The following is a 23,190-nucleotide window of genomic DNA, read 5'->3' on the forward strand; positions in this document are numbered from 1 at the left end:
CCCCCCCCCCCGGGCCGCCTCGACGAAGCCCGGCTCCACCCCGTGCTCGGCGTGCTCGCCGACCGAGGAGACCTCGGGCGGCTCCCAGTGGGCGCCGTCGCCACCGGCGGCGCGGAGCACCTGGCGCAGGGCGGGCGAATCCGGGTGGAAGTCCACCGGCTCCAGCCCGCTGGACGGGCAGCCGAGCTGGAAGCTGTGCCCCCGGCCCTCGTCCAGCACCGGCCAGGTGCGGGCGTCGCGGATGACCAGCACCGGGGCGCCGGGCAGCAGCCGGTCGCCCAGGAACCGGACGTACGCCGGCGGCAGGGCCCGCCACCGGGCCAGCAGCGACACCGTCGCCCCGGCCAGCGCGCCCCGGCTGGCCGGGCAGTGCACCTGCCGTACGTGCAGGTCGGGGTTGCCGGCCAGCAGCCGGGCGGCGAGCGCCGCGCCGTGGTCGAGCGCGGCCCGGGGGCGGTCCACCGCCCCCCGGGTCCAGTGCGCGCTCATCTCGAAGCCGGCGGGCAGCCACGGTACGCCGAGCGCGACCGCCAGGTGCACCGCGGCGGCGTGCGGCGAGCCCACGACCACTGCGGGGTAGCACCGGCGGGGGTACTGGTCGACGATCCACCGGGCCACCCGTTCGGCCTCGACCTCGGCGGTCTGCTCCGGGGTGAGCGCGACGCGTCCGGCGGCCCGGGCGGCCGCGGCGCGGCGTACCGCCACGGGCGCGGCGGTGAACCGGGACAGCGGGGTGGGCTGACCCAGGTCGGCGCAGTCCTCGCCGCGCAGCGCCCGGGCGGCGGCCGCCACCAGCACCCGCGCGGTGCTGCCGGCCGCCACGACCCGGTCGCCGGCCAGACCCGCGCCCTCGGCCACGAGCCCCTTCTGTACCTCGGGCACCGGCCCCACCTTGCCTCGATCGCTCACCACGCGGCCCGGCTTCCCGTACCGATGGGGTCTAAACGGGGCATTGGGGGCAATCACCGGGTCGGTGGCGGTACGCCGGTCGAGGTGCCCCCGGGACGGGACCGCCCAGCCGGGACGGTCGCCGCGCAGGAGTTTCGGCGGGACCGGCACGGGCACATCCGACGCATGAGCGCCGAGGACCCCACCGCCGACGCGGCGGCCACCATCACCCCCTACCCGGACGGCCCACTGCTGGTCCGGGGTGACTTCGCCCTGGTCACCCCGGACGGGCGTGCCATCGACGCGCGGCGGGGCACGGTCGCGCTGTGCCGGTGCGGCAAGTCCGCGCTCAAGCCGTTCTGCGACGGCACGCACAAGGCGGTGAACTTCCGCGCCGGCACCGACCGCGCGACCTGACCCGCGCACGAGCAGCGGCCTGAACCCGACCAGGGCGAACAGGTCGACGATCAAGAGGTATACGCACCCTCTCGGGTCGGATCGGTGCGCGGACCTCTTGCTCACCGGTGCCGTCGGACCCGGCGCGGTGGGGGGCGGCGGGTGGGTCAGGCGGCGGCGGGGAGGGCGACGGCTGCCGGACGCAGCGAAGACCGGCCGGCGGCCCAGCTGTCGAGCAGGTGCGCCGCGAAGAGGCGGTCCACCGCCAGCGCGGCGGCCGCGCCGAACAGCACGTCGGCGGCGAGCCCGGGCTCCGCGCGCACCAGCCCGCCGCACAGGTCGTACGCGGCGATCTGCTCGTGCACCGCGTCGGCCTCGACGTGCTCGTCGTAGAAGCGGGTGGCCACCTCGTCCAGGCCGAGCCGGCGCAGGCCGTTGCCGTAGCGGCGGTTCGGCAGCGACGAGGTCATCTCGAAGGCGGCGAGGTGCCCCAGCAGCGCGCCGCGCAGCCGCCGGTGCAGCCCGAACAGCGAGATCAGGTTGTTCGTGGCCAGGGTGACCGCCGGGACCAGGTCCAGGTGGGCGGCGTAGCCGGTGTCCAGGCCGAGCCGGTCCACGGTCGCGCGGAACAGTTCGGCGTGCATCCGGTCCAGCCGGCCGTTGCCGTACTCGTCCATCTGGATCTCCACCAGGGCTGCCTTCGCCGGCCCGCCGAGCCGGGGCAGCCCCCAGCTGTGCGGGTCGGCCTCGCGCAGGTGGTAGATCGACCGGTGGGTGACGAACTCGCGGAACTGCGCCAGGGTGGCCCGGCGCTGCAACGCGGCGGCGAGTGACGGCCCGTCGTCGGCCGCCACCAGGTCGGCCAGCGCCCGGGGCACACCGGCGGGCAGCACCGCCGGCAACGGCCCGACCAGCCGGCGCAGCGCCGCCTCGAAGGCCCGCTCGGCGACCGCCCGGAGCGCCAGCAGCGTGGGCTGCCACTCCCAGTCGTCGTCCACCGCCCGCCAGCCCCGGTAGTGCAGCTCGTAGCAGAGGAACAGGGTCAGCTGGAGGTCCTCGTCGCCGACCGGGTCCTCCGTGGCCAGCTGCGCGCCGAGCCCCGCCGGCAGGTCGTGCGGCGGCTGCCGCAGCGCGTCGACCAGCGCGGCGGAGACCACGCCCCGCGGCTGCGGCAGTGGCGCGGGGCCGTAGCGGCGGTCGACGGCGTCGGACATGGAACCTCCTGGGAACGGCAGGGTCTCCTGATGCCCTACCCGGGTACGGCTAAACGAGGTCCTCGGCCTCCACCGCCGTCCGGGCCCGCAGCATCGTGTCGCGGACCCGCCGTACCGCGTCGCCCTCGGCGAAGATCCCCCGCAGGTCGGCCAGGGCCGGCTCCGGCGGGCGCAGCGGGACCGCCGGGTCCACCACCGCCTCCAGCACGCAGGGCCGGTCCGCGGCGAGCGCCTCGTCCCAGGCCGCCCCGACCAGCTCCGGCCGGTCGACCCGGACGCCGTGCAGGCCGAGCAGCCGGCCCCAACCGGCGTACGGCACGTCGGGGCGGCGGCGGGGCGCGGCGTCGAGGCCCGGGCGTCCGCCGCCCGTACCGGACCGGCCGCGGTTGTTGAGCACCAGCACCACCAGCCGCGGGTCGGCCCACTCCTGCCACCGGTCCGCCACGGTGATCAGCTCGGCCAGGCCGTTGAGCTGCATCGCCCCGTCGCCGACCAGCGCCACCACCGGCTCGCGCGGCCGGGCCAGCTTGGCCGCGACCGCGTACGGCAGGGCGCAGCCCATCGAGCCGAGGGTGCCGCAGAGCTGGGCGTTCACCCCGGGTGGCAGCTCCAGGTGGCGGGCGTACCAGTAGAGGACCGACCCCACGTCGACGGCGACCGCGCCGCAGCGGGGCAACCGGGCGGAGAGCTCGTGCAGCACCAACTGCGGGTTCACCGGCTCGGCCGGCTCGGCGGCCCGGTCGGCGGCGTGCTGGCGCCACCGGTCGACCGAGCCCTCCACGGTCGCCCGCCACTGCCGGTTGGGCTGGTCCGGCACCCGGGCCAGCAGGGCGCGCAGCGTCTCGGCGGCGTCGCCGACCAGCGGCACGTCCACCGGGTAGCGGTTGCCGATCCGCCGCCCGTCGATGTCGATCTGCACCGTGCGGGTCTGCCCCGGCATCGGGAAGTAGTCGATCCACGGGTCGTTCGTGCCGACCAGCAGGAGGGTGTCCGCCCCGCCCATCAGCTGCGCCGCCGCCGGGGTGCCCACCTCGCCCAGCACCCCGGTGTGGAAGGGCAGCCGCTCGTCGAGCACCGGCTTGCCGAGCAGCGAGGTGGCCACCCCCGCGCCGAGCCGGTCGGCGAGCGCGACGACCTCGTCGTCCGCGCCCCGGGCGCCCTGGCCCACCAGGATCGCCACCCGGTGCCCCACGGTGAGCAGCGACGCGGCGGCGTCCAGGTCGGCGTCGTGCGGCAGCACCCGGGCCAGCGGCTCCCCCGGCGTCGCGGTCACCACCCCGGCCGCGTGCGGCTGAAGGTCGGGCACGGCGCCCTCCTGCACCGCCCGGGGCAGCACCACGCAGGTGGGGCTGCGGGTCGCCGCGGCGGTCCGGAACGCCTGGTCGAGCAGGACCGGCAGGTGCGCCGGGGAGCGGGCGTAGCGGACGAACTGGTTGCAGACGTCGCCGAAGAGGCGGCTCAGCCCGATCTCCTCGTGCGCGCCGCCCAGCGGGCCGCTGACGTCCTCCCCCACGAGCGCCACCACCGGCTTGCTGTCCAGCTTGGCGTCGTACAGGCCGTTGAGCAGGTGCACCGCGCTGGGGCCCTGGGTGGCCAGGCAGACCCCGATCTCCCCGGTGAACTTGGCGTGCCCGGTCGCCATGAAGGCGGCGGTCTCCTCGTGCCGGGCCGGGACGAACTCCGGGTCGCCCCCGGCGGCGTCCAGCGCCTCCACCACCGGGGCGATCGCCGCCCCCGGGTAGCCGAAGACGCGGGGCACCCGCCAGGCCCGCAGCCGGTCCACGACCAGGTCGGCCGCCGTCCGGTCAGCCATTGCCACGTCCGGGGGTGCCCGCGTCGACGTAGCGCAGCACCGCGCCGACGCCGTCGGTCAGGTCGGGCGCCTCGTCCGGGCCGAGGACGGTCAGCTCGGCGTCCGTGCCGACCAGCGCCCGGACCAGGGCGGCGTCGGCCCGGGCCTGCTGCGGGTCGCGGACGGCGGCGAGCTGCCCCGGTTCGGTGGCGATGTCGGTGGGCTCGGGGCCGATCCAGAGCTGCCCGTTGGCCGACGGGTCGTCGACGATGAGCATGGTGTCGACCTGGTTGCGTTGCAGGGCGGCGACCACGGCGTCCAGCCCGGCCCCGACGTCCTCCTGCATGCCGAAGCGGTCCAGGGCGGCGGCGACCCGCTGCTCGGCGACCTCGGCGATGGTCTGCACGGTCAGGTCGTCCATCAGGGTGTGGTCGGCCGCGACGTTGCGGGAGCCGGCGTCGGTGCGCACCACCATGTCCTGCCAGCGCTCCGGCAGCTGGGCGGCGATCATGCCGGTGGCCCGGACGTCGCCGGCGACCACGAGCACGTCGGCGCCGACCTTCTCGGCCAGCTCGACGGTGGCGGCGGCAGCGTCACCGGCGTTGTGGTGCCACGCCTCCATCGCCGCGCGCTGGTAGCGGGACTGGGACCAGCCGCCCGGCTGGACCCGGCGCAGCTGCCAGCTCTCCCGGCCCTGCACGTGGGCCCGGCGGGGCACCCCGCCCGCGCTGACCGCCATCGCGTCGGCCCCCCGGCGGTCGGCCAGCACGCGCACCCAGGCGATCTGCTCGCCCCGCTGGGCGACCAGCGGCATGGTGTGCGGCAGGTTCGACCAGACGGCCAGGTCCTTCAGCGGTGGCGCGGTGAGGTACTCGGTGAGCACCACGTGGCCTCGGGTGGCGAAGACCGCGATGCCGTAGTCCCCGGGCATCGGGTCGTGTCCGCGCACCACCCGTTCGATCGCGTCGATGCTCTCCGCGTCGGCGCCCTGCTCCAGCAACTGGCCCTTGAGGGCCCGCCAGCGCAGGTCGACCTGCGGATGCGCGTCGTGGGTGTCCCGGGAGGCGTCCAGGTATACCGAGCACCACGGCCCGGGCCGGTCGTAGAGCGGGCGCAGGAAGGACAGCTGCATGCTCAAGACCCCTTTCCAGCTCGGCCGCACGCTTACCCGCGCCACCGGGGATGTCACCTCGCCGCACCGCTCCGCGTGACCGCGGGTTCATTCACGTCGTTCGACCGGGAGGACCGATACCATCGGTGCACGGAACCGGACTCTCGGTGGTGATCATGGACAGCGACCTCGCGCCCCGCGTCGTGCGCCCGACACAGCGCATCCTCACCGGGCGGGTCGTCCGGTTGCGGGAGGGATATCCCCGGGAGGTCCGCGTCGGGCAGCCGGTGCTGGTGGCGGTGGTGACCGCCGCGAGCGTGATGGGTCTGCTGGTGCTGCTGGTGCGCACGCTGATCTCCTCCGGCGGCGGCGGAGGCGGCGCCCGACGCAAGTGGAAGGACCTGAAGAAGGGGCCCGAGTTCCTGGTCACCCCGCTGCGGGTCCGTGACGCGGCCGGCCTGCTCTACGAGGTGGAGCTGCACGGGCATCTGCCGCAGAGCGCCCTGCACCCGGGCGACCACGTGCAGCTCACCCTGCGCCCGCAGGATCCCGACCTGCCGCCGAAGGTGGAGCGGATCGTCAACCTGACCACCGCGCAGCCGCTGCGGCCGCGTACCGCCACCGTCTGGTCGCATCTCGGGCCGCCGCTGCTGCTCCAGGCGGCGCTCGGGCTGCTGCTGCTGACAGGCCTCGGCGCCTGCTCCATGCTGACCGGCTGAGGGTTTCCGCGCCCGCCCCGGCGGGCACCGGTGCCGTCATGTTCCCCGGCTTCACCCTGGCGCAGGTCGACGTCGGCCCGGTACGCCTGCGCGTGCGGCACGGCGGATCCGGGCCACCGGTGGTACTGCTGCACGGCCATCCCCGCACCCATGCCACCTGGCACCGGGTCGCGCCGCTGCTCGCCGACCGGTCCACCGTGATCTGCCCGGACCTGCGCGGCTACGGCGGCTCCTCGAAGCCGCCGGCCGGCCCCGACCACGCGGGGTACGCGAAGCGGGCCATGGCCCGCGACGTGGTCGGCCTGCTCGACGCGCTCGGCCACGACCGGGCCGCGGTCGTCGGTCACGACCGGGGCTGCTACGTGGCGATGCGCACGGCGCTGGACCACCCCGACCGGGTGAGCCGGCTGGGCGTCCTCGACGGAGTGCCGATCGGCGAGGCGCTGGCCCGCTGCGACGCCCGGTTCGCCGCCCGCTGGTGGCACTGGTTCTTCCTGGCCCAGTCCGGCAAGCCGGCCGAACGCGTGATCAACGCCGACCCGGACGCCTGGTACGGCGGATCGCCGCAGGAGATGGGCGCGCAGGCGTACGCCGACTACCGCCGGGCGATCCACGACCCGGCCACCGTGCACGCGATGTGCGAGGACTACCGGGCGGGGCTGGGGCCGGACCGGGCGGCCGACGAGGCGGACCGGGCGGCCGGGCGGCGGATCGCCTGCCCGACGCTGTTCTGCTGGTCGACCCGGGACGACATGGTCGAGCTGTACGGCGACCCGGCGGCGATCTGGCGCCAGTGGGCCCCGGACCTGCGGGTCGCCTCGATCGAGTCGGGCCACCACATGGCCGAGGAGGCGCCGGAGCAACTGGCCACCGTGCTGGCAGCGTTCCTGTCCGGCTGAGCCGGCGGGCGTGGGAGCGGGCGGGGTCAGCCGACCGGGGTGAGCGGGCGCTGCGGCTGCGGCACGGCGTCGAGCAGGCCGCGCCGCTTGGCCCAGCGCTCGAAGAGCAGGGTGGCGAACGGCGGCACGGAGCAGGCCAGCGCGACGACGGTGACCACCGGGCTCCACCGGTGCGTCCGGGCCATCACCAGCACCAGCAGCCCGTACGCCACGAACAGGGCGCCGTGCACCGGGCCGAAGATCTTGACGCCGATCTCGTCGGCCGGCGGCCCGTACTTGACCGCCATGCCGACCAGCAGGGCCAGCCAGGAACACGCCTCGGCGATCGCCGCCGCCACGAACAGTCGGGTGGTCTTCTCGCGCATCGCGCCATCGTAGCCAGCGGCCCGGCCCCGGTCGGGCACCTCGACCCACCGGCGCGACAGGGATCACCGGCGCGTGGGATGGGTAGGTAAAAGTCCTTCGGGTCTTCCCCGTCCTTGCCGGAACGTGCGAGGTTGGGAGAACCAACGGTGACAGGGTGGTGACCATGGGCGAGGACGTCGGCGTGCGCACCTTCAGTCGTGAGGACCGGGCCCGCTACCGCGAGAAGGTACGCCGGTGCCTGGACGTGTTCGCCGAGATGCTGCGCGAGTCACGCTTCGACGTCGAGCGGCCGATGACCGGGCTGGAGATCGAGATCAACCTGGTCGACGACGACTCCCTGCCGACGATGCGCAACGCCGACGTGCTCTCCGCCGTCGCCGACCCGAGCTTCCAGACCGAACTGGGACAGTTCAACGTCGAGATCAACGTCGCCCCGCGCCGGCTGGCCGGCACCGGCACCGCCGAGTTCGAGCAACACGTACGGGCCAGCCTCAACGCCGCCGAGTCCAAGGCGCGCACCGTCGGCGCGCACCTGGTGATGATCGGCATTCTGCCCACCCTGCGCCCGGAGCACCTGACCGCCGCGACGCTGTCGGCGAACCCGCGCTACGAACTGCTCAACGAGCAGATCTTCGCCGCCCGTGGCGAAGACCTGCGGATCGCGATCACCGGGGTGGAACGGCTGGCCACCACCGCGGACACCATCACCCCCGAGGCCGCCTGCACCAGCACCCAGTTCCACCTCCAGGTCAGCCCGGCGCAGTTCGCCGACTACTGGAACGCCGCGCAGGCGATCGCCGGCATCCAGGTGGCGCTCGGCGCGAACTCCCCCCTCTTCTTCGGCCGGGAGCTGTGGCGGGAGACCCGCATCCCGCTGTTCCAGCAGGCCACCGACACCCGCTCCGAGGAGATCAAGGCCCAGGGGGTACGCCCGCGCGTCTGGTTCGGCGAACGCTGGATCACCAGCGTCTTCGACCTGTTCGAGGAGAACGTGCGCTACTTCCCGGCCCTGTTGCCGGTCTGCGACCCGGAGGACCCGGCCGAGGCGCTCGCGGCCGGCGGGGTGCCGAAGCTCGCCGAGCTGCGGCTGCACAACGGCACCGTCTACCGCTGGAACCGACCCGTCTACGACGTGCTCAAGGGCCGCCCCCACCTGCGGGTGGAGAACCGGGTGCTGCCGGCCGGGCCGACCGTGCTGGACACGGTCGCCAACGGCGCGTTCTACTTCGGGCTGGTCCGTGCCCTGGCCGAGTCGGACCGTCCGCTGTGGTCACAGATGTCGTTCAGCGCCGCCGAGGAGAACTTCCACAGCTGCGCCCGGTACGGCATCGACGCCCAGGTGTTCTGGCCGGGGCTGGGCTACCTGCCGGTGACCGAGCTGGTGCTGCGCCGGCTGCTGCCGCTGGCGTACCACGGGCTGGACCTGTGGGGAGTGGATCCGGCTGAGCGGGACCGGCTGCTCGGCATCATCGAGCAGCGCTGCCTGACCGGGCGCAACGGCGCCACCTGGCAGGTGGAGACGCTGCACCGGCTGGAGTCCGCCGACCATCTGGACCGGCCGGAGGCGCTGCGCGAGGTGGTCCGGCACTACGTGGAGCTGATGCACAGCAACCGCCCGGTGCACGAGTGGCCCCTGCCCTGACCGGCAGGGGCCCGACGGCCCCCTGGGCGTGACCGGTGGCGCGGGACCGGGGAGCGCCGGGCTCAGACCTTGAGCACGACCTTGGTGCAGTCGTCCTGCTTCTTCTGGAACATGCGATAGCCCTTCGCCGCGTCCTTCAGCGGCATCCGGTGGCTGATCACGAAGCTCGGGTCGACGTCGCCGCGCACGATGTGCTCCAGCAGCGGCCGGGTGTAGCGCTGCACGTGGCACTGCCCGGTGCGCATGATCAGCGACCGGTTCATGAACGCCCCCATCGGGAACTTGTCCACGAAGCCGCCGTACGCGCCGACCACCGACACCACTCCCCCGCTGCGGCAGGCCATGATCGCCTGACGCAACGCGAACGGCCGCTCGGTCTCCAGCCGGGCGGCCTGCTTGGCCCGGTCGTACGCGTACATCGCGGCGTTGCCGTGGTGCCCCTCCAGACCGACCGCGTCGATGCAGGCGTCCGGACCCCGGCCGGCGGTGAGCTGGTTCAGCTCGTCGAGCACGTCGAGCTGCTCGTAGTTGATCGTCTCCGCCCCGACCTGTTCGGCGGCCAGCCGCAGCCGGTACGGGTACCGGTCGATCACGATGACCCGCTCCGCGCCGAGCAGCCGGGCGCTGGCCGCCGCGAGCAGCCCGACCGGCCCGGCGCCCCAGACGGCGATCACGTCGCCGGGTGTGATGTCGCACATCTCGGCGCCCATGTAGCCGGTGGGGAAGACGTCGGCGAGCATCAGCGCCTGGTCGTCCGGCACCTCGTCGGGGACCTTGATCGGGCCGATGTCGGCGAACGGCACCCGGACGTACTCGGCCTGGCCGCCGGCGTACCCGCCGAGCAGGTGGGAGTAGCCGAAGATGCCGGCCGGCGAGTGGCCCATGATCTTCTCGGCGATGCCGGCGTTGGGGTTGGAGTTCTCGCAGACCGAGTAGCGGCCCTGCTGGCAGGAGGCGCAGTTGCCGCACGCGATGGGGAACGGCACCACCACCCGGTCGCCGACGGCGAGGTTGTCCACCTCCGGGCCGACCTCCACCACCTCGCCCATGAACTCGTGGCCGAGGATGTCGCCCTTGCGCATCGCGGGAATGTAGCCGTGGTAGAGGTGCAGGTCGGAGCCGCAGATCGCGGTGGAGCTGATCTTCACGACGGCGTCGCGGGCGTTCATGATGCGCGGGTCGGGCACGTCGACGACCTCGACGCTGTCCTTGCCCATCCAGGCGGTCGCCTTCATCGTCTCTCCTCGTCGATCAGCCGCGCAGGCCGGCGGGCAAGGGCTGGGCGGGTCGCTGCCGGAGCTGCTGGTGCAGGCTGATGCCCTCGGGGCTGGCGTCGGAGCGGACCACCTCACCGGTCTCCAGCACCTGCTTGAACCGGCGCAGGTCGTCACGGACCTGCTGCTCCGGCTCCTCGCCGAAGAGCTTCGCCACGGCCCGGCCGAGCCGCCCGGCCGGCGGGGCGTACCCGAGTTCGACCCGGACCTCGGTGCCCCGGTCGCCGGGGGCCGGCACGAAGCGCACCCGGCCGGCGTTGGGCACCCGCGCGCCGGGCAGCGACCGCCACGCGATCAGCTCGTTCGGGCGGTCCTCGACGATCTCGGCGTCCCAGCCGATGTGCCGGCCCGCCGGCCCGCGCGCCGTCCAGTGCGAGCAGGTCCTCGGCGCGCACGGCTTCCAGGTGGGCCATGAACCGGGGCAGGTTCTCCAGGTCGCGCCAGAACCGGTACGCCTCGGACGCCGGCCGGTTCACGGTGACCCCGACCTCCATGAGGATCAGCCGCTCCCGGGCCCGCCGGGCCCGCCCGGCGCGCAGCGCGGCGAGCAGGTCGACGGCGGCGATGCCGGCGATCACCGCCGTGGTGACGGCAACCCGTCGGCGGCGCTCACCGCGCCGGTCGGCGAGGGCCCGCCCGAGCAGGGCGAGGTCGACGGCGTCACCGGCGACCCGGGTCCACGTCCAGCCGGCCGGACGGCGTCCGGCCAGCAGTCCGGCGGCGTGCCCGAGTTCCCGGGCGGCGACGGCCGGGATGACGCCGGCCGCGTGCGGGGAGTCGTCCACCCCGGCCAGTCGCGCCACCGCGCGGGGGGCCACGAGCCCGCCCGCGCCGAGGGCCAGGCTCAGCACGCCCAGCACCCGGGGCAGCCCGGTCCCCCGGCCCCGTCGTTCCAGTTCGTCCAGCACCGTCGGGTCGGTTCTCTGCACGCCGCACCACCGTCGCTCGGCCCTGACCGCCTTCGGGGGACGGCCCGGCGGCGAAAGCCGCCACGACGACGCTATGCCCGCGACGGGGCGCACGAACCGCGAATCGGCACAGAAGCTGCCGGACGACCGGCGTACGGCACAGGCGTGGAAGCGCCGGGTGCCGGTGAGTTCGATGGCAGGAGCGGTCACGCTGCCGGTGCCAGCCACCGGCGGCGGCGGGGAACTCGGCTGGTGCGGCGGCGCGGGATCGATCAGGGACGCCCGGACGGGTCAGCGCAACGCATCGAGGGCGACCCTCGTCGCCTGCGCGATCAACGCGTCGTCGTACCGGGCGTCGCGGGTGTCCCGGCGGGACATCACGGCCAGCACGATCGGGGCGCTGTCCGGTGGCCACACCACGGCGATGTCGTTGCGGGTGCCGTACCCGCCGGCGCCGGTCTTGTCGGCCACCTGCCAGCCCGCCGGCACCCCGGCCCGGATCAGGTTCGCCCCGGTGGTGTTGCGCTTGAGCCAGTCGAGCAGCACCCGCTGGTCCTCGACCGACAGGGCGCCGCCGATCGCGTACGCCTGGAGGGAGTCGGCCATGGCGCGCGGCGTGCTGGTGTCGCGGACATCGCCCGGCGCGGCCTGGTTGAGGGCCGGCTCGGTGCGGGCGGGGTCGGTGACGGTGTCGCCGATGCCGCGCAGCGCCCGCTCGAACCCGGCCGGGCCGCCCAGTTCGGCGAGCATCAGGTTGGCGGCGGTGTTGTCGCTGTGGCGCACCGCCGCGTCGGCGACCGCGCGCAGGGTCATGCCGTCCGCGACGTGCCGCTCGGTGACCGGCGAGTGCGTCACCAGGTCCTCGCGCCCGTAGCGGACCACCCGGTCCAACTGCGCGTCCGAGGTGGCGGCCAGCAGCGCCCCGGCGGCCAGCGCCTTGAACGTCGACGCGTACGCGAACCGCTCGTCGGCCCGGTACGCGAGGGTGCGGCCGGAGCCGGTGTCGTACGCGTAGACGCCGAGCCGGGCGTCGTACCGCCGCTCCAGCGCGGCGAAGTGCGGAGGTGGCGGCACCGGCGTGACGGTCGGGCCGACGGGGGCGGTGGTGCCGGGCACGGCGGTGGGCCGGTCGCTCGTGCAGCCGGCCGTGGTGAGGACGACCGTGACCGCTGTCGCCGCGAGCACCCGCCGTGCGAGTCCGATCATGATGGCACTCCTCCCCGTCGGTGAAGGCCGCCGTGGTGCGACGCCACCCACCCGAGCGGCTCGGGTGGGTGCGACACCGCCGACACCCAGGTCCACCAGCCTGCCACCACCGACGACGCGGACACCCCTATGCCGCGCCGGCCGCCGCGAATGCGAGGTAGATGATCGCGGCCAGTGGCAGGGCCAGGGCCACCGCGAGCGCCCGCCGCCGGTGCGAACCCCCGATCAGCACCACCACCAGGACGCCGAGCGCGACGTCGATGACGGCGTTCCACGCCACGCCCGGCGGATGGTCGGGACCGGCGGCCTTACCGGCGAACCGGGCCGCCTCCTCGAAGAACACCGCTGCCGGCAGCGCGGCCCCGACGATCTGCCGCCGGCCCGTCTCCCGCGCCCAGGTGCCCGCGGTGCCGAAGACCACCCCGGCGAGCACCCCGAACACCATCCACAGCAGCGACGTCGGCGCCCACAGCACCGCCAGGTCGTCACCCTGAAGCAGCGTCGCCGCGAGGTAGTAGCTGGGCACCGCGACGACGAGCAGGACGGTGGCGCCCAGCGCCGCGCGCAGCCCACCGGACCGGACCCAGTACCCGAAGCCGAAGGCGGCGACCGCCCAGGTGGCGGTGGAGTTGCCGAGTTCGGCGAAGGGATACGGCACCGACGTGATCCACACGAAGTCGAGGAAGCCGAGCAGGAATCCGCCCACCACGGCGGCGAGCGCCACTGTCCGATCATTGGGCTGCATGAGCAGCGAGCATACTCGGTATGCACGCGTCACTTGAGCCCACACCCCCGCGCAGAGCGCTGCTGGAGGATTGCGCCGCGCTAATACCTAGAACTACTATGCATTGCAGTCTTAGGGTCGAGGAGGCCACGTGCGCATCACCAAGGACCTCGTCGCCGCCTCGGCGACACCACTCGTGCTGGGCATTCTCAGCGAGGGCGAGAACTACGGCTACGCCATCCTCAAACAGGTCGACGACCTGTCGGGCGGGCAACTGGAGTGGACCGAAGGGCTGCTCTATCCGCTGCTGCACCGGCTGGAGCGACTGGGCCACGTCGAGTCGTTCTGGGTGACCCCGCCGGGTGGACGACGCCGCAAGTACTACCGCATCACCGAACAGGGCCGGGCCGAACTCGCCGAGCAGCGCCGCCAGTGGGCCACGGTCGTCGACGCGCTGCGGGGTGTCTGGAGCGCCGCACAGACCATCACGCCGATCACGCCGGCATGGGAGGCGGGACGATGACCATCGACAGCGATCTGGAGGGCCAGATCGCCGAGTGGCGGGCCTACATGGACCGCCGCCGGGAACTGCACCGCACCGACGCCGAAGAGTTGGAAGACCACCTGCGCAGTCGGATCACCGAGCTGACCCAGGGCGGCCTGCGCACCGACGAGGCGTTCCTCATCGCCGTCAAACGCATGGGCAGCCTCGACGACCTGTCCCGCGAATTCGCCCGCGAACACTCCGAGCGGCTGTGGAAGCAACTCGTCCTGCCCGCCGAGTCGGACGCCCCCACCGCCGCCCGCACCCGCCGCGAACTGCCGGTCATGGTGCTCTGCGCCGCCCTCGCCGCGCTGGCGATCAAGGCGCCGGCCCTGTTCGGGCTCGGCCTCGGTGAGGACGACGACGCCGCCTTCTACGCCCGCAACCTCAGCCTGTTCGCGCTGCCGGCGCTCGCCGCGTACTTCGCCTGGCAACGCCGCGTCGGCCTGCCCGTCGTCGCGGTGCTCGGCGCGCTCTTCGTCCTCGGCGCGGTCGCCGCGAACGCCTACCCGCTCGACGACGACGCGCACACCCTCGTGCTCACCGCCATCCACCTGCCACTGGCGCTGTGGCTGGTCGTCGGCGTCGCCTACGTCGGCGGCGACTGGCGCTCCCACCGGCGGCGGATGGACTTCATCCGGTTCACCGGCGAGTGGCTGATCTACTTCGCCCTGCTCGCGCTGGGCGGCGGGGTGCTCACCCTGTTCACCGTCGGCACCTTCGAGGCCATCGGCATCGACGCCGAAGGCTTCGTCGGCCAGTGGCTGCTGCCCTGCGGCGCGACGGCGGCGGTCGTGGTGGCGGCCTGGCTGGTAGAAGCCAAACAGAGCGTCATCGAGAACATGGCGCCGGTGCTCACCCGCGTATTCACGCCGCTGTTCGCGGCCACCCTGCTGGCCTTCCTGGTCGCGTTCATCGCCACCAACAACGGCATCGACGTCGAACGTGACGTGCTCATCCTGTTCGACCTGCTGCTCGTCGTCGTGCTCGGCCTGCTGCTCTACGCCATCAGCGCCCGCGACCTCACCGCCCGGCCCGGCCTCTTCGACCGCCTGCAACTCGTGCTCGTGGTCAGCGCCCTGGTCATCGACGTCCTGGTGCTACTGGCGATCACCGGCCGGATCACCGAGTTCGGCTTCAGCCCCAACAAGACCGCCGCGCTCGGCGAGAACCTGATCCTGCTGGCCAACCTCGGCTGGTCGGCCTGGCTGTTCCTCGGCTTCCTGCGGGGCCGGATGCCCTTCGCCCGCCTGGAACGCTGGCAGACCCGCTACCTCGCCGTCTACGCGGTCTGGGCCTGGACGGTGGTGCTCGCCTTCCCGCCGGTGTTCGGCTTCGCCTGACCGACGTGCCGACCCGCTCCCTCCTCCGCCCGGGACGGAGCGGGTCGCGGCACGTCACCGGGTCCGGCCGACCAGCGTCGTCAGCCGTGCCACGCCGGCCCCTGCCGGGCCGCCCCGGGCCACCTCGGCGATCACCGTACGGGCCACCGGCCGCCACCGGACCTCGGCCGGCGCGATGCCGTCCGCGTCGACCAGCACCCGCCCGGCCCCGGCCAGGTCACCCACCGCGGAGCGCGCCCTGCGGAGCTGCTAGAGCGCCACGATCGCCGCCGTCTCCCCCGGCAGCTCCACCCGGTCCCGCATCACCGTCACCCCCTCACCGGTGGCCAGCAGCACCCGCCGCGCCACCCCCGGCAACGAGATCCCCTGTGCCCGACCGGCCAGGTTCGCCACGACCAGGGTCTCGCCCCGGCGCATCACCAGGAACCGGTCCCCGTGGCGCACCTGCACCCGGTCCAGCCGAGGGTCGGACAGGTCCGCCCGGCTCTTGCGCAGCGCGATCAGCCGCTTGTGGAACTCGTACATCTCGCGGTGCTCCGGCTTGTCCAGCTCCGCCCAGTCCAGCCGGGAACGCAGGAACGTCTGCGGGTCCTGCGGGTCGGGCACGTCGCCCTCGGGCCAGCCGTGCGCGGCGAACTCCCGCCTGCGCCCGGTGCGCACCGCGACGGCCAACTCCGGCTCCGGGTGGCTGGTGAAGAACTGCCAGGGCGTCGATGCCGCCCACTCCTCCCCCATGAACAGCATCGGGGTGAACGGGGCGGTCATCAGCAGCACCGCCCCGACCCGCAGCAGCGCCGGGGAGAGGGTGGCGGAGATCCGGTCCCCGGTGGCCCGGTTGCCGATCTGGTCGTGGTTCTGCAGGTACGCCACGAAGCGGTGCCCCGGCGTGCGCTGCCGGTCGACCGGCCGGCCATGGCTGCGGTTGCGGAAGCTGGACCAGGTGCCGGCGTGGAAGAACGCGCCGGTGAGCACGTCGGTGAGGCACTCCAGCGAGCCGAAGTCGCCGTAGTAGCCCTGCCGCTCGCCGGTGAGCAGGGTGTGCAGGGCGTGGTGGGCGTCGTCGTTCCACTGGGCGTGCAGGCCGTACCCGCCGGCCTCCCGTCCGGTGATCAGCTTCGGGTCGTTGAGGTCGGACTCGGCGATCAGCGACAGCGGCCGGCCCAGGTGGGTGGAGAGCGTCTCCACCTCGGTGGCGACCTGCTCCAGGAAGTGGGTGGCCCGGGAGTCCGGCATGGCGTGCACGGCGTCCAGCCGCAGCCCGTCGACATGGTAGTCGCGCAGCCACATCAGCACCGAGTCGATGATGTAGCGGCGCACCCCGTCGGAGTGCGGGCCGTCGAGGTTGACGGTGCGGCCCCAGGTGTTGCTCTGCTCGGTGAGGTACGGCGCGAACATCGGCGCGTAGGCCCCGGAGGGCCCGAAATGGTTGTAGACGACGTCGAGGATCACCCCCAGCCCCTTGGCGTGGGCGGCGTCGACGAACCGTTTGAGCCCGTCCGGCCCGCCGTACGGCTGGTGCGGGGCGTACCAGCAGACGCCGTCGTAGCCCCAGTTGTGCTCGCCGTTGAACGCGTTGACCGGCAACAGCTCGATCATGTCGACGCCGAGGTCGACCAGGTGGTCGAGGCGGGCGATCGCCGCGTCGAAGGTGCCCTCCGGGGTGAAGGTGCCGACGTGCAGCTCGTACAGGATGCTGCCGGGCAGCTGCCGGCCGGTCCAGCCCTGGTCGGTCCAGGGGTACGCGGAGTGGTCGTAGAGCCGGCTGGGCCCGTGCACGCCGTCGGGCTGCCAGGCCGAGCGCGGGTCGGGCAGCGCCCGGTCGTCGTCGTCGAGCAGGAACGCGTAGTCGGTGCCCGGCCCGGCGTGGGGGATCTCGATCCGCCACCAGCCCTGCCGGCCGGGGCGCATCTCGTGGTCGGTGTCGCCCGGCAGTCGCAGCCGGACCCGGGCGGCCTCGGGCGCCCACACCGTGAACTCGGTCATGCGGCAGCCTCCACGGAGTCGGTGGGAGCCAGCAGTGCGACGGGGTAGGTGCGCAACAGATCATCGAGCAGCAGCTCAGAACCACTGTAGACCCGACCGGTGAACACGTCCGTAACACTGTTGCCGGAAATCGGCAGGGTGGCGCCCCGCCAGCCGCCGTCGCGGGCCAGCCGCAGCGGCAGCCGGGTGGCCACCGCGACCGCGCCGCCCCGGTCGAAGGCGAGCGCGTGCCGGCCGGCCGGCCCCTGCGCCGGCACCGGCCGGTAGGTGGTGAACAGCTCCGGGTGGTCCCGGCGCAGCCGCAGCGTCCGGGAGACCACCAGCAGCTTCGCCGCGCCGTCGGCGGCCACCGCCGGCCGCAGGCCGCCGTCGAGGCGGGCCAGCAGTTCCCGGCGTACGGCGAAGTCGACCGGACGGCGGTTGTCGGGATCGACCAGGGAGTTCTCCCACAGCTCGGTGCCCTGGTAGGTGTCCGGCACCCCGGGCATGGCGAGTTGGACGAGCTTCTGCCCGAGCGAGTTGGACCAGCCCGCCGGGGTGATCTCCGCGGCGAAGGCGGTGATCTCGGCGTGCAGCTCGGGGTCGTCGTACATCCGGTCGACCAGGGCGTGCAGCTCGTGCTCGAAGGCGAGGTCGGGGTCGGCCCAGCTGGTGCAGACCGACGCCTCCCGGGCGGCCTTCTCGGCGTACGCGTGCAGTCGCTCCCGCTCGACGGGCCAGGCGCCGACGGCGGTCTGCCAGAGCAGGTGGGCGAAGGCCGGGTCGCCCAGCGGCGCCCGGGACGTCCACCGGCTGACCTGCTCGGCCCAGCGGCCGGGCAGCTCCGACAGCACGGCGAGCCGGGCCCGGACGTCCTCGCCACGCTTGGTGTCGTGGGTGGACAGGGTGGTCATGCTCGCCGGCCAGCGGACCTGGCGGGCGGCGGCGAAGCGGTGGAACTCCGCCGGCGGCACCCCGAAGTGGGCGGGCGAGCCGCCGACCTCGTTGAGCGCGACGAACCGGCTCCACCGGTAGTAGGCGGTGTCCTCCACCCCCTTGGCCATGACCGCGCCGGTCAGCTGCGGGAAGCGGGCGGCCAGCTCGTGGTCCGGGTCGCGCAGCAGCGCGGTGACCGCGTCCAGGGTGGCGGCCAGGTCGGGGCGGCGTCGGCCCGCCTCGGACCGGGCGGCGGCCAGGTGTCGGGCGCCCACCGGCGGGTAGCCCCGGTAGACCGGGAAGCAGGCGGCCAGCTCGGCGAGGGCGTCCCGGGTGGCCTGGGGGTCCAGCTCGGGGACGAGCGCGGCGAGCCGGCCCAGCTCAGCGGCGAGCAGCCGGGTGGCGGCCTCCCGCTTGGTGTCGTGGGTGAGGTCCTGCCACGAGGTGTGCCGGCCGGTCAGCCGGCCGTCGAGGGCGGTGAGGTCGCCCGCGGCGTCACCGTCGACGAAGAGCCCGCAGACGGCGGCGAGGGCGTCGTACCCGGTGGTGCCGTGCACCGGCCAGTCCGGCAGTTCCTCGCCGTACTCCAGGATCTTCTCCACCACCAGCCAGACGTCCGGCGCGGCGGCGCGCAGCCGGGCCAGGTAGCCGGCCGGGTCGCGCAGGCCGTCGGGATGGTCGACGCGGATGCCGTCGACGTCGCCGGCGGCGACCCAGCGCAGGATCTCCGCGTGGGTGGCGTCGAACACCGCCGGGTCCTCCACCCGCAGGCCGGCCAGGTCGGAGACGGCGAAGAACCGACGGTACGTCAGCTCGGTGTCGCCGCGCCGCCAGTTGACCAGCTCGTAGTGCTGCCGGTCGTGCACCTGCCGGGGGGTGCCGTCGGCGGTGCCGTCGGCGATCGGGAAGCGGTGCTCGTGGTAGCGCAGCTCCCCGTCGACCACCTTGAGGTCGTTGAGGGCGTCGGTGCTGTCGGCGAGGACGGGCAGCAGCAGCCGGCCCCGGTCCCAGTCGACGTCGAACCAGGACGCGTACGCCGAGTCCCGGCCCCGGCGCAGCACGTCCCACCAGGCCGGGTTGGCGGCGGGCCGGGCCACCCCGGCGTGGTTGGGCACGATGTCCACGACCAGGCCGAGCCCGGCGGCGCGCAGCGCCCGGACCAGGCGCTGCCGGGCGGCCTCGCCGCCCAGTTCGGGGTTGACCGCGCGGTGGTCGACCACGTCGTAGCCGTGCTGGCTGCCGGGGGTGGCGGCGAGCAGGGGCGCGCTGTAGAGGTGGGTGACGCCCAGCGCCACCAGCCAGTCGGCGAGGCCGGCGGTGGCGTCCAGGTCGAAGCCGGGGCGGACCTGGACGCGGTAGGTGGAGCCGACCCGCGTGGTCGGCGTCGTCGTCTCGTCGGGCCGAGGGGTGTCGGGCATGTCAGGCCGTCCTCTCCAGGACCAGCAGCGAGCGGTCCGGCACGCAGATGGCGCCGCCCGCCTCCACCACCGTGGTCTTCTCCGGGTCCGGTTCCGCGGTGCTGATCTTCAGTTCCCAGCGCTGCCCGAACTCCGGCCCGGGCAGGGTGAAGTCCAGCGGGGCGTCGTGGGCGTTGAAGCAGAGCAGGAAGGAGGCGTCGCGGTGGCGCTGGCCGTACTGGCCGCGCTCCGGGATGCCGTCGCCGTTGACGAACAGGGCCACCGAGCGGCCGAAGTCGTTGCCCCAGTCCTCGCCGGTCATCTCCCGGCCGTCTGGGGTGTACCAGGCCAGGTCGGGCAGGGCCGAGCCGGCGGCCCGGCCGCCGACGGGCAGGCCGGTGAAGAAGCGCCGGCGACGGAACACCTGATGGGAGTTGCGGAACTCGGTGAGCCGGCGGACGAAGGACAGCAGTTCGTCGTCGGCGTGCTCCCAGTCGATCCAGGCCAGCTCGCTGTCCTGACAGTAGGCGTTGTTGTTGCCGCGCTGGGTGCGGCCCAGCTCGTCGCCGTGGCCGATCATCGGCACGCCCTGGGAGAGGATCAGGGTGGCCAGGAAGTTGCGCCGTTGCCGGGCCCGCAGGGCGCGTACGCCGGGGTCGTCGGTCTCCCCCTCGACGCCGCAGTTCCAGGACCGGTTGTGGCTCTCGCCGTCCCGGTTCTCCTCACCGTTGGCCTCGTTGTGCTTGTCGTTGTACGACACCAGGTCGTTGAGGGTGAACCCGTCGTGGCAGGTGACGAAGTTGATGCTGTGGAAGGGGCGACGGCCGTCGTCCTGGTACAGGTCGGCCGAGCCGGAGATGCGGGAGGCGAACTCGGCCAGGGTGGCCGGCTCGCCGCGCCAGAAGTCCCGCACGGTGTCGCGGTACTTGCCGTTCCACTCGGTCCACTGCGGCGGGAAGTTGCCGACCTGGTAGCCGCCGGGGCCGACGTCCCACGGCTCGGCGATCAGCTTGACCTGGCTGACCACCGGGTCCTGCTGGACCACCTCGAAGAAGGTGGAGAGGCGGTCCACCTCGTAGAACTCGCGGGCCAGGGTGGCGGCCAGGTCGAAGCGGAAGCCGTCGACGTGCATCTCGGTGACCCAGTACCGCAGCGAATCCATGATCAGTTGCAGCGAGTGCGGGCTGCGCACGTTCAGGCTGTTGCCGGTGCCGGTGTAGTCGACGAAGTAGCGGCGGTCCTCCTCACTGAGCCGGTAGTAGCTGGGCGCGTCGACGCCCTTGAAGCTCAGCGTCGGGCCGAGGTGGTTGCCCTCGGCGGTGTGGTTGTAGACCACGTCGAGGATGACCTCGATGCCGGCGGCGTGCAGCGCCCGGACCATGCCGCGGAACTCCTGCACCTGCTGGCCGAGGCGGCCGAGCGCGGAGTAGCCGTGGTGCGGGGCGAAGAAGCCGATGGTGTTGTAGCCCCAGTAGTTGCGCAGGCCCAGGTCGGCGAGGCGGTGGTCGTGCACGAACTCGTGCACCGGCATCAGTTCGACGGCGGTCACCCCGAGCCGCTTGAAGTAGTCGATCATCACCGGGGAGGCGATGGCGGCGTACGTGCCGCGCAACTCCTCCGGGATGTCGGGGTGGCGCATGGTCAGCCCGCGCACGTGCGCCTCGTAGATCACCGAGTGGTGGTACGGGATGCGCGGCGGCTTGTCGTTGCCCCAGTCGAAGTACGGGTTGACCACCACCGACTTCGGCATGAACGGCGCGGAGTCCGAGTCGCTCATCCGGTCCGGGTCGCCGCCCAGCTCGTAGTCGTAGACCGCCGGGTCCCAGGAGACCTCCCCGTCGACCGCCTTGGCGTACGGGTCGAGCAGCAGCTTGTGCGGGTTGCAGCGCAGTCCGTTCGCCGGGTCCCAGGGCCCGTGCACCCGGTAGCCGTACCGTTGACCCGGCTCGACACCCGGCAGGTACGCGTGCCAGACGTACGCGTCGACCTCGCGCAGCTCGACCCGCCGTTCCGCGCCGGTGTCCCACTCGTCGAAGAGGCAGAGCTCGATCTTCTCGGCCACCTCGGAGAAGATCGCGAAGTTGGTGCCCATCCCGTCGTAGGTGGCGCCGAGGGGGTAGCGCTCGCCCGGCCAGACCTGCATGTCGCTCCTTCGGCCCATGATCATGAGCGCACCGGACGGAGCGGGCCGCCGGTGCGCACGCCGCTAATGCCCCACCGTGCGACCGGTCAATCCAGCCGTTCGGACGGCACCCGATATCCACCCACCTGATACCGGGAGAGACCTTTGGGTGTCCTCCGTCACCATAGGCCGTTTCGAGATGCGGCGGAGAGCGTCATGGCCTTTCCTTGATGCGGGCGCGTCCGCGAGGGCGGCCCGTCGAGCCCTTCGGCCACCCCCACCGCCTTCCTTCGCCGCCACCGTTGCCGGCGCGACCCTTCGTGCATGGACGGAGATTGATGTGACCACCCTGCGGGTCGGCGAGCAGCCCGTGATCGCCCCGGACCGGACCTGTCGGCCGAGCCCCACCTCCCGCGCCCAGATCCCGCAGCAGCACAGCGCCGCCGGCGTGGCCCCGCGGACCCGTCGGATCCTGATGCTCTCCTGGGAGTACCCGCCGGTGCTCGTCGGCGGCCTCGGCCGCCACGTGCACGCCCTCTCGGTGGCCCTGGCCGCCGCCGGGCACGAGGTCACCGTGATCACCCGGCACGCCGACGGCGCGCCCCTGGAGGAGTACGCCGACGGCGTACGGATCGTCCGCGCCGCCGAGGACCCGGTCACCTTCCCGCTGGCCACCAGCTCCCTGCTGGCCTGGACCATGGCGTTCAACCACACGCTCACCCGGGCCGCGCTGCGCGCCACCGAGTCCGGCACGTACGACGTGATCCACGCCCACGACTGGCTGGTCGCACACACCGCGATGACCCTGCGCGAGCACCTGGACGTGCCGCTGGTCAGCACCATCCACGCCACCGAGGCGGGCCGGCACCAGGGCTGGCTGCCGGAGGAGATGAACCGCACCATCCACGGCGTCGAGCAGTGGCTGGCCGGTGAGTCCGGCCGGGTGATCGTCTGCTCCGGGTACATGCGCCAGGAGGTGGGCGCGTTGTTCGGGGTGGACGCGGCCCGCGTCGACGTGGTGCCCAACGGTGTGGAGCCGCACCGCTGGCGGGTGCCGACCTCGGCGGTCGCCTCCGCGCGGGCCCGGTTCGCCGGGGACGGCCCGCTGGTCACCTTCGCCGGCCGGCTGGTCTACGAGAAGGGCGTGCAGCACCTGCTCGCCGGCCTGCCCCGGCTGCGGGAGCGGCACCCCGGGCTGCGCGCGGTGATCGTCGGCGACGGCCCGTACAAGTCGGCCCTGGAGGCCGAGGTGCACCGGCTCGGACTGGGCGCCACGGTGAGCATGCCGGGCTTCCTCGGCGGCACCGACCTACCCGCGGTGATGGCCGCCTCGGACTGCTTCGCGGTGCCGAGCATCTACGAGCCGTTCGGCATGGTCGCGCTGGAGGGCGCCGCGGCCGGGGCGCCGCTGGCGGTGGCCCGTACCGGCGGTCTCGCCGAGATCGTCGAGCCCGGGGTCACCGGGATGACCTTCGCCCCGCAGGACCCGGACGGGCTCACCGAGGCCGTCGACGCCCTGCTGTCGGACCGGGACCGCGCCCGGGTGCTCGCCCGCCGGGCCCGCACCATGGTCCACGAGCAGTACGGCTGGTCGGCCATCGCGAACCGCACCGCGACCGCGTACGCGGCGGCGATCGCCGGCGACGCCGCGTTCACCGCCGAACGGGCCGAACTGCGCATGACCCTGGGTCGGGCCTCCGCCCCCACCCCCCAGGGCAACCTCCTCACCGCCGCCGGCCTCCGCTAA

At 73.7% G+C, this 23,190-nt stretch carries 19 protein-coding genes and 2 pseudogenes; 7 read left to right on the top strand and 14 right to left on the bottom strand.

The window, feature by feature from the left end:
- Nucleotides 1-882, bottom strand: a pseudogene (locus tag ACPFP2_RS29180) (hypothetical protein); the annotation flags it as partial.
- A gap of 192 nt (nucleotides 883-1,074) precedes the next feature.
- Between ACPFP2_RS29180 and ACPFP2_RS29185 the strand changes: the two are divergent.
- A complete protein-coding gene (locus tag ACPFP2_RS29185) occupies nucleotides 1,075-1,305 on the top strand; it encodes a CDGSH iron-sulfur domain-containing protein (protein ID WP_424093360.1) in 231 nt (76 codons plus the stop codon).
- Between the two features lie 146 nt (nucleotides 1,306-1,451).
- Here ACPFP2_RS29185 and ACPFP2_RS29190 read toward each other — a convergent pair whose 3' ends face one another.
- From ACPFP2_RS29190 to ACPFP2_RS29200, 3 genes are read right to left on the bottom strand one after another with little or no spacing between them, the layout of a single operon-like run.
- The gene (locus ACPFP2_RS29190) at nucleotides 1,452-2,498 is read right to left on the bottom strand and encodes an iron-containing redox enzyme family protein (RefSeq protein WP_424093362.1); all 1,047 of its coding nucleotides are present in this window, start codon (nucleotides 2,496-2,498) and stop codon (nucleotides 1,452-1,454) included.
- A gap of 49 nt (nucleotides 2,499-2,547) precedes the next feature.
- Entirely contained in the window at nucleotides 2,548-4,311 is a 1,764-nt protein-coding gene (locus ACPFP2_RS29195) for a thiamine pyrophosphate-binding protein (protein WP_424093364.1), read from the bottom strand.
- Nucleotides 4,304-5,422, bottom strand: a complete 1,119-nt coding sequence (locus tag ACPFP2_RS29200; protein WP_424093366.1) for a Vms1/Ankzf1 family peptidyl-tRNA hydrolase — start codon at nucleotides 5,420-5,422, stop codon at nucleotides 4,304-4,306. The genes ACPFP2_RS29195 and ACPFP2_RS29200 overlap by 8 nt, the downstream gene beginning before the upstream one ends.
- Before the next feature lie 146 nt (nucleotides 5,423-5,568).
- Here ACPFP2_RS29200 and ACPFP2_RS29205 point away from each other — a divergent pair, with 146 nt between their 5' ends.
- Both ACPFP2_RS29205 and ACPFP2_RS29210 read left to right on the top strand, forming a co-directional pair.
- Nucleotides 5,569-6,120, top strand: a complete 552-nt coding sequence (locus ACPFP2_RS29205) for a hypothetical protein (RefSeq protein ID WP_424093396.1) — start codon at nucleotides 5,569-5,571, stop codon at nucleotides 6,118-6,120.
- Between the two features lie 38 nt (nucleotides 6,121-6,158).
- Nucleotides 6,159-7,019: an alpha/beta fold hydrolase gene (locus ACPFP2_RS29210; protein WP_424093368.1), complete on the top strand. Its 861-nt coding sequence runs from the start codon at nucleotides 6,159-6,161 to the stop codon at nucleotides 7,017-7,019.
- Nucleotides 7,020-7,045: 26 nt separating this feature from the next.
- On the opposite strand, the gene ACPFP2_RS29215 is transcribed toward ACPFP2_RS29210, so the two are convergent.
- Entirely contained in the window at nucleotides 7,046-7,384 is a 339-nt protein-coding gene (locus ACPFP2_RS29215) for a DUF3817 domain-containing protein (RefSeq protein WP_424093370.1), read from the bottom strand.
- Between the two features lie 164 nt (nucleotides 7,385-7,548).
- Here ACPFP2_RS29215 and ACPFP2_RS29220 point away from each other — a divergent pair, with 164 nt between their 5' ends.
- Nucleotides 7,549-9,027, top strand: a complete 1,479-nt coding sequence (locus ACPFP2_RS29220) for a glutamate--cysteine ligase (RefSeq protein WP_424093371.1) — start codon at nucleotides 7,549-7,551, stop codon at nucleotides 9,025-9,027.
- Nucleotides 9,028-9,089: 62 nt separating this feature from the next.
- Here ACPFP2_RS29220 and ACPFP2_RS29225 read toward each other — a convergent pair whose 3' ends face one another.
- The 5 genes and pseudogenes from ACPFP2_RS29225 to ACPFP2_RS29245 form a co-directional block, all read right to left on the bottom strand.
- Entirely contained in the window at nucleotides 9,090-10,262 is a 1,173-nt protein-coding gene (locus ACPFP2_RS29225; RefSeq protein ID WP_424093373.1) for a zinc-dependent alcohol dehydrogenase, read from the bottom strand.
- Between the two features lie 16 nt (nucleotides 10,263-10,278).
- Complete coding sequence (locus ACPFP2_RS29230; RefSeq protein WP_424093375.1) at nucleotides 10,279-10,458, bottom strand: hypothetical protein; 180 nt, start codon at nucleotides 10,456-10,458, stop codon at nucleotides 10,279-10,281.
- A 6-nt stretch (nucleotides 10,459-10,464) separates the two neighbouring features.
- Nucleotides 10,465-10,641: pseudogene (locus ACPFP2_RS29235) on the bottom strand (SRPBCC family protein); the annotation flags it as partial.
- Nucleotides 10,642-11,500: 859 nt separating this feature from the next.
- Nucleotides 11,501-12,415, bottom strand: a complete 915-nt coding sequence (bla, locus tag ACPFP2_RS29240) for a class A beta-lactamase (RefSeq protein ID WP_424093377.1) — start codon at nucleotides 12,413-12,415, stop codon at nucleotides 11,501-11,503.
- A gap of 127 nt (nucleotides 12,416-12,542) precedes the next feature.
- On the bottom strand, nucleotides 12,543-13,160 hold the full coding sequence (locus tag ACPFP2_RS29245; RefSeq protein WP_424093379.1) for a DUF6518 family protein: 618 nt from the start codon (nucleotides 13,158-13,160) through the stop codon (nucleotides 12,543-12,545).
- Nucleotides 13,161-13,290: 130 nt separating this feature from the next.
- Here ACPFP2_RS29245 and ACPFP2_RS29250 point away from each other — a divergent pair, with 130 nt between their 5' ends.
- Entirely contained in the window at nucleotides 13,291-13,662 is a 372-nt protein-coding gene (locus ACPFP2_RS29250) for a PadR family transcriptional regulator (RefSeq protein ID WP_424093381.1), read from the top strand.
- The gene (locus ACPFP2_RS29255; RefSeq protein ID WP_424093383.1) at nucleotides 13,659-15,026 is read left to right on the top strand and encodes a permease prefix domain 1-containing protein; all 1,368 of its coding nucleotides are present in this window, start codon (nucleotides 13,659-13,661) and stop codon (nucleotides 15,024-15,026) included. Before ACPFP2_RS29250 ends, ACPFP2_RS29255 begins: the two co-directional genes overlap by 4 nt.
- Before the next feature lie 54 nt (nucleotides 15,027-15,080).
- On the opposite strand, the gene ACPFP2_RS29260 is transcribed toward ACPFP2_RS29255, so the two are convergent.
- The 4 genes from ACPFP2_RS29260 to glgX are packed head-to-tail and all read right to left on the bottom strand — an operon-like array spanning nucleotide 15,081 to nucleotide 21,464.
- Entirely contained in the window at nucleotides 15,081-15,251 is a 171-nt protein-coding gene (locus tag ACPFP2_RS29260) for a hypothetical protein (RefSeq protein ID WP_424093385.1), read from the bottom strand.
- Nucleotides 15,252-15,275: 24 nt separating this feature from the next.
- Nucleotides 15,276-17,009 carry a malto-oligosyltrehalose trehalohydrolase gene (gene treZ, locus ACPFP2_RS29265; protein WP_424093387.1) on the bottom strand — a complete coding sequence of 578 codons (1,734 nt, stop codon included), beginning with the start codon at nucleotides 17,007-17,009 and terminating at the stop codon, nucleotides 15,276-15,278.
- The gene (treY, locus tag ACPFP2_RS29270) at nucleotides 17,006-19,342 is read right to left on the bottom strand and encodes a malto-oligosyltrehalose synthase (RefSeq protein WP_424093389.1); all 2,337 of its coding nucleotides are present in this window, start codon (nucleotides 19,340-19,342) and stop codon (nucleotides 17,006-17,008) included. The genes treZ and treY overlap by 4 nt, the downstream gene beginning before the upstream one ends.
- A 1-nt stretch (nucleotide 19,343) precedes the next feature.
- Nucleotides 19,344-21,464 (bottom strand): glycogen debranching protein GlgX, encoded by a 2,121-nt coding sequence (gene glgX / locus ACPFP2_RS29275; protein ID WP_424093392.1) that lies wholly within the window; start codon nucleotides 21,462-21,464, stop codon nucleotides 19,344-19,346.
- A gap of 319 nt (nucleotides 21,465-21,783) precedes the next feature.
- Between glgX and ACPFP2_RS29280 the strand changes: the two genes are divergently transcribed.
- Nucleotides 21,784-23,190, top strand: a complete 1,407-nt coding sequence (locus tag ACPFP2_RS29280; RefSeq protein WP_424093394.1) for a glycosyltransferase family 4 protein — start codon at nucleotides 21,784-21,786, stop codon at nucleotides 23,188-23,190.

This window comes from Micromonospora citrea (assembly GCF_049629545.1).
GTDB lineage: Bacteria > Actinomycetota > Actinomycetes > Mycobacteriales > Micromonosporaceae > Micromonospora > Micromonospora citrea_A.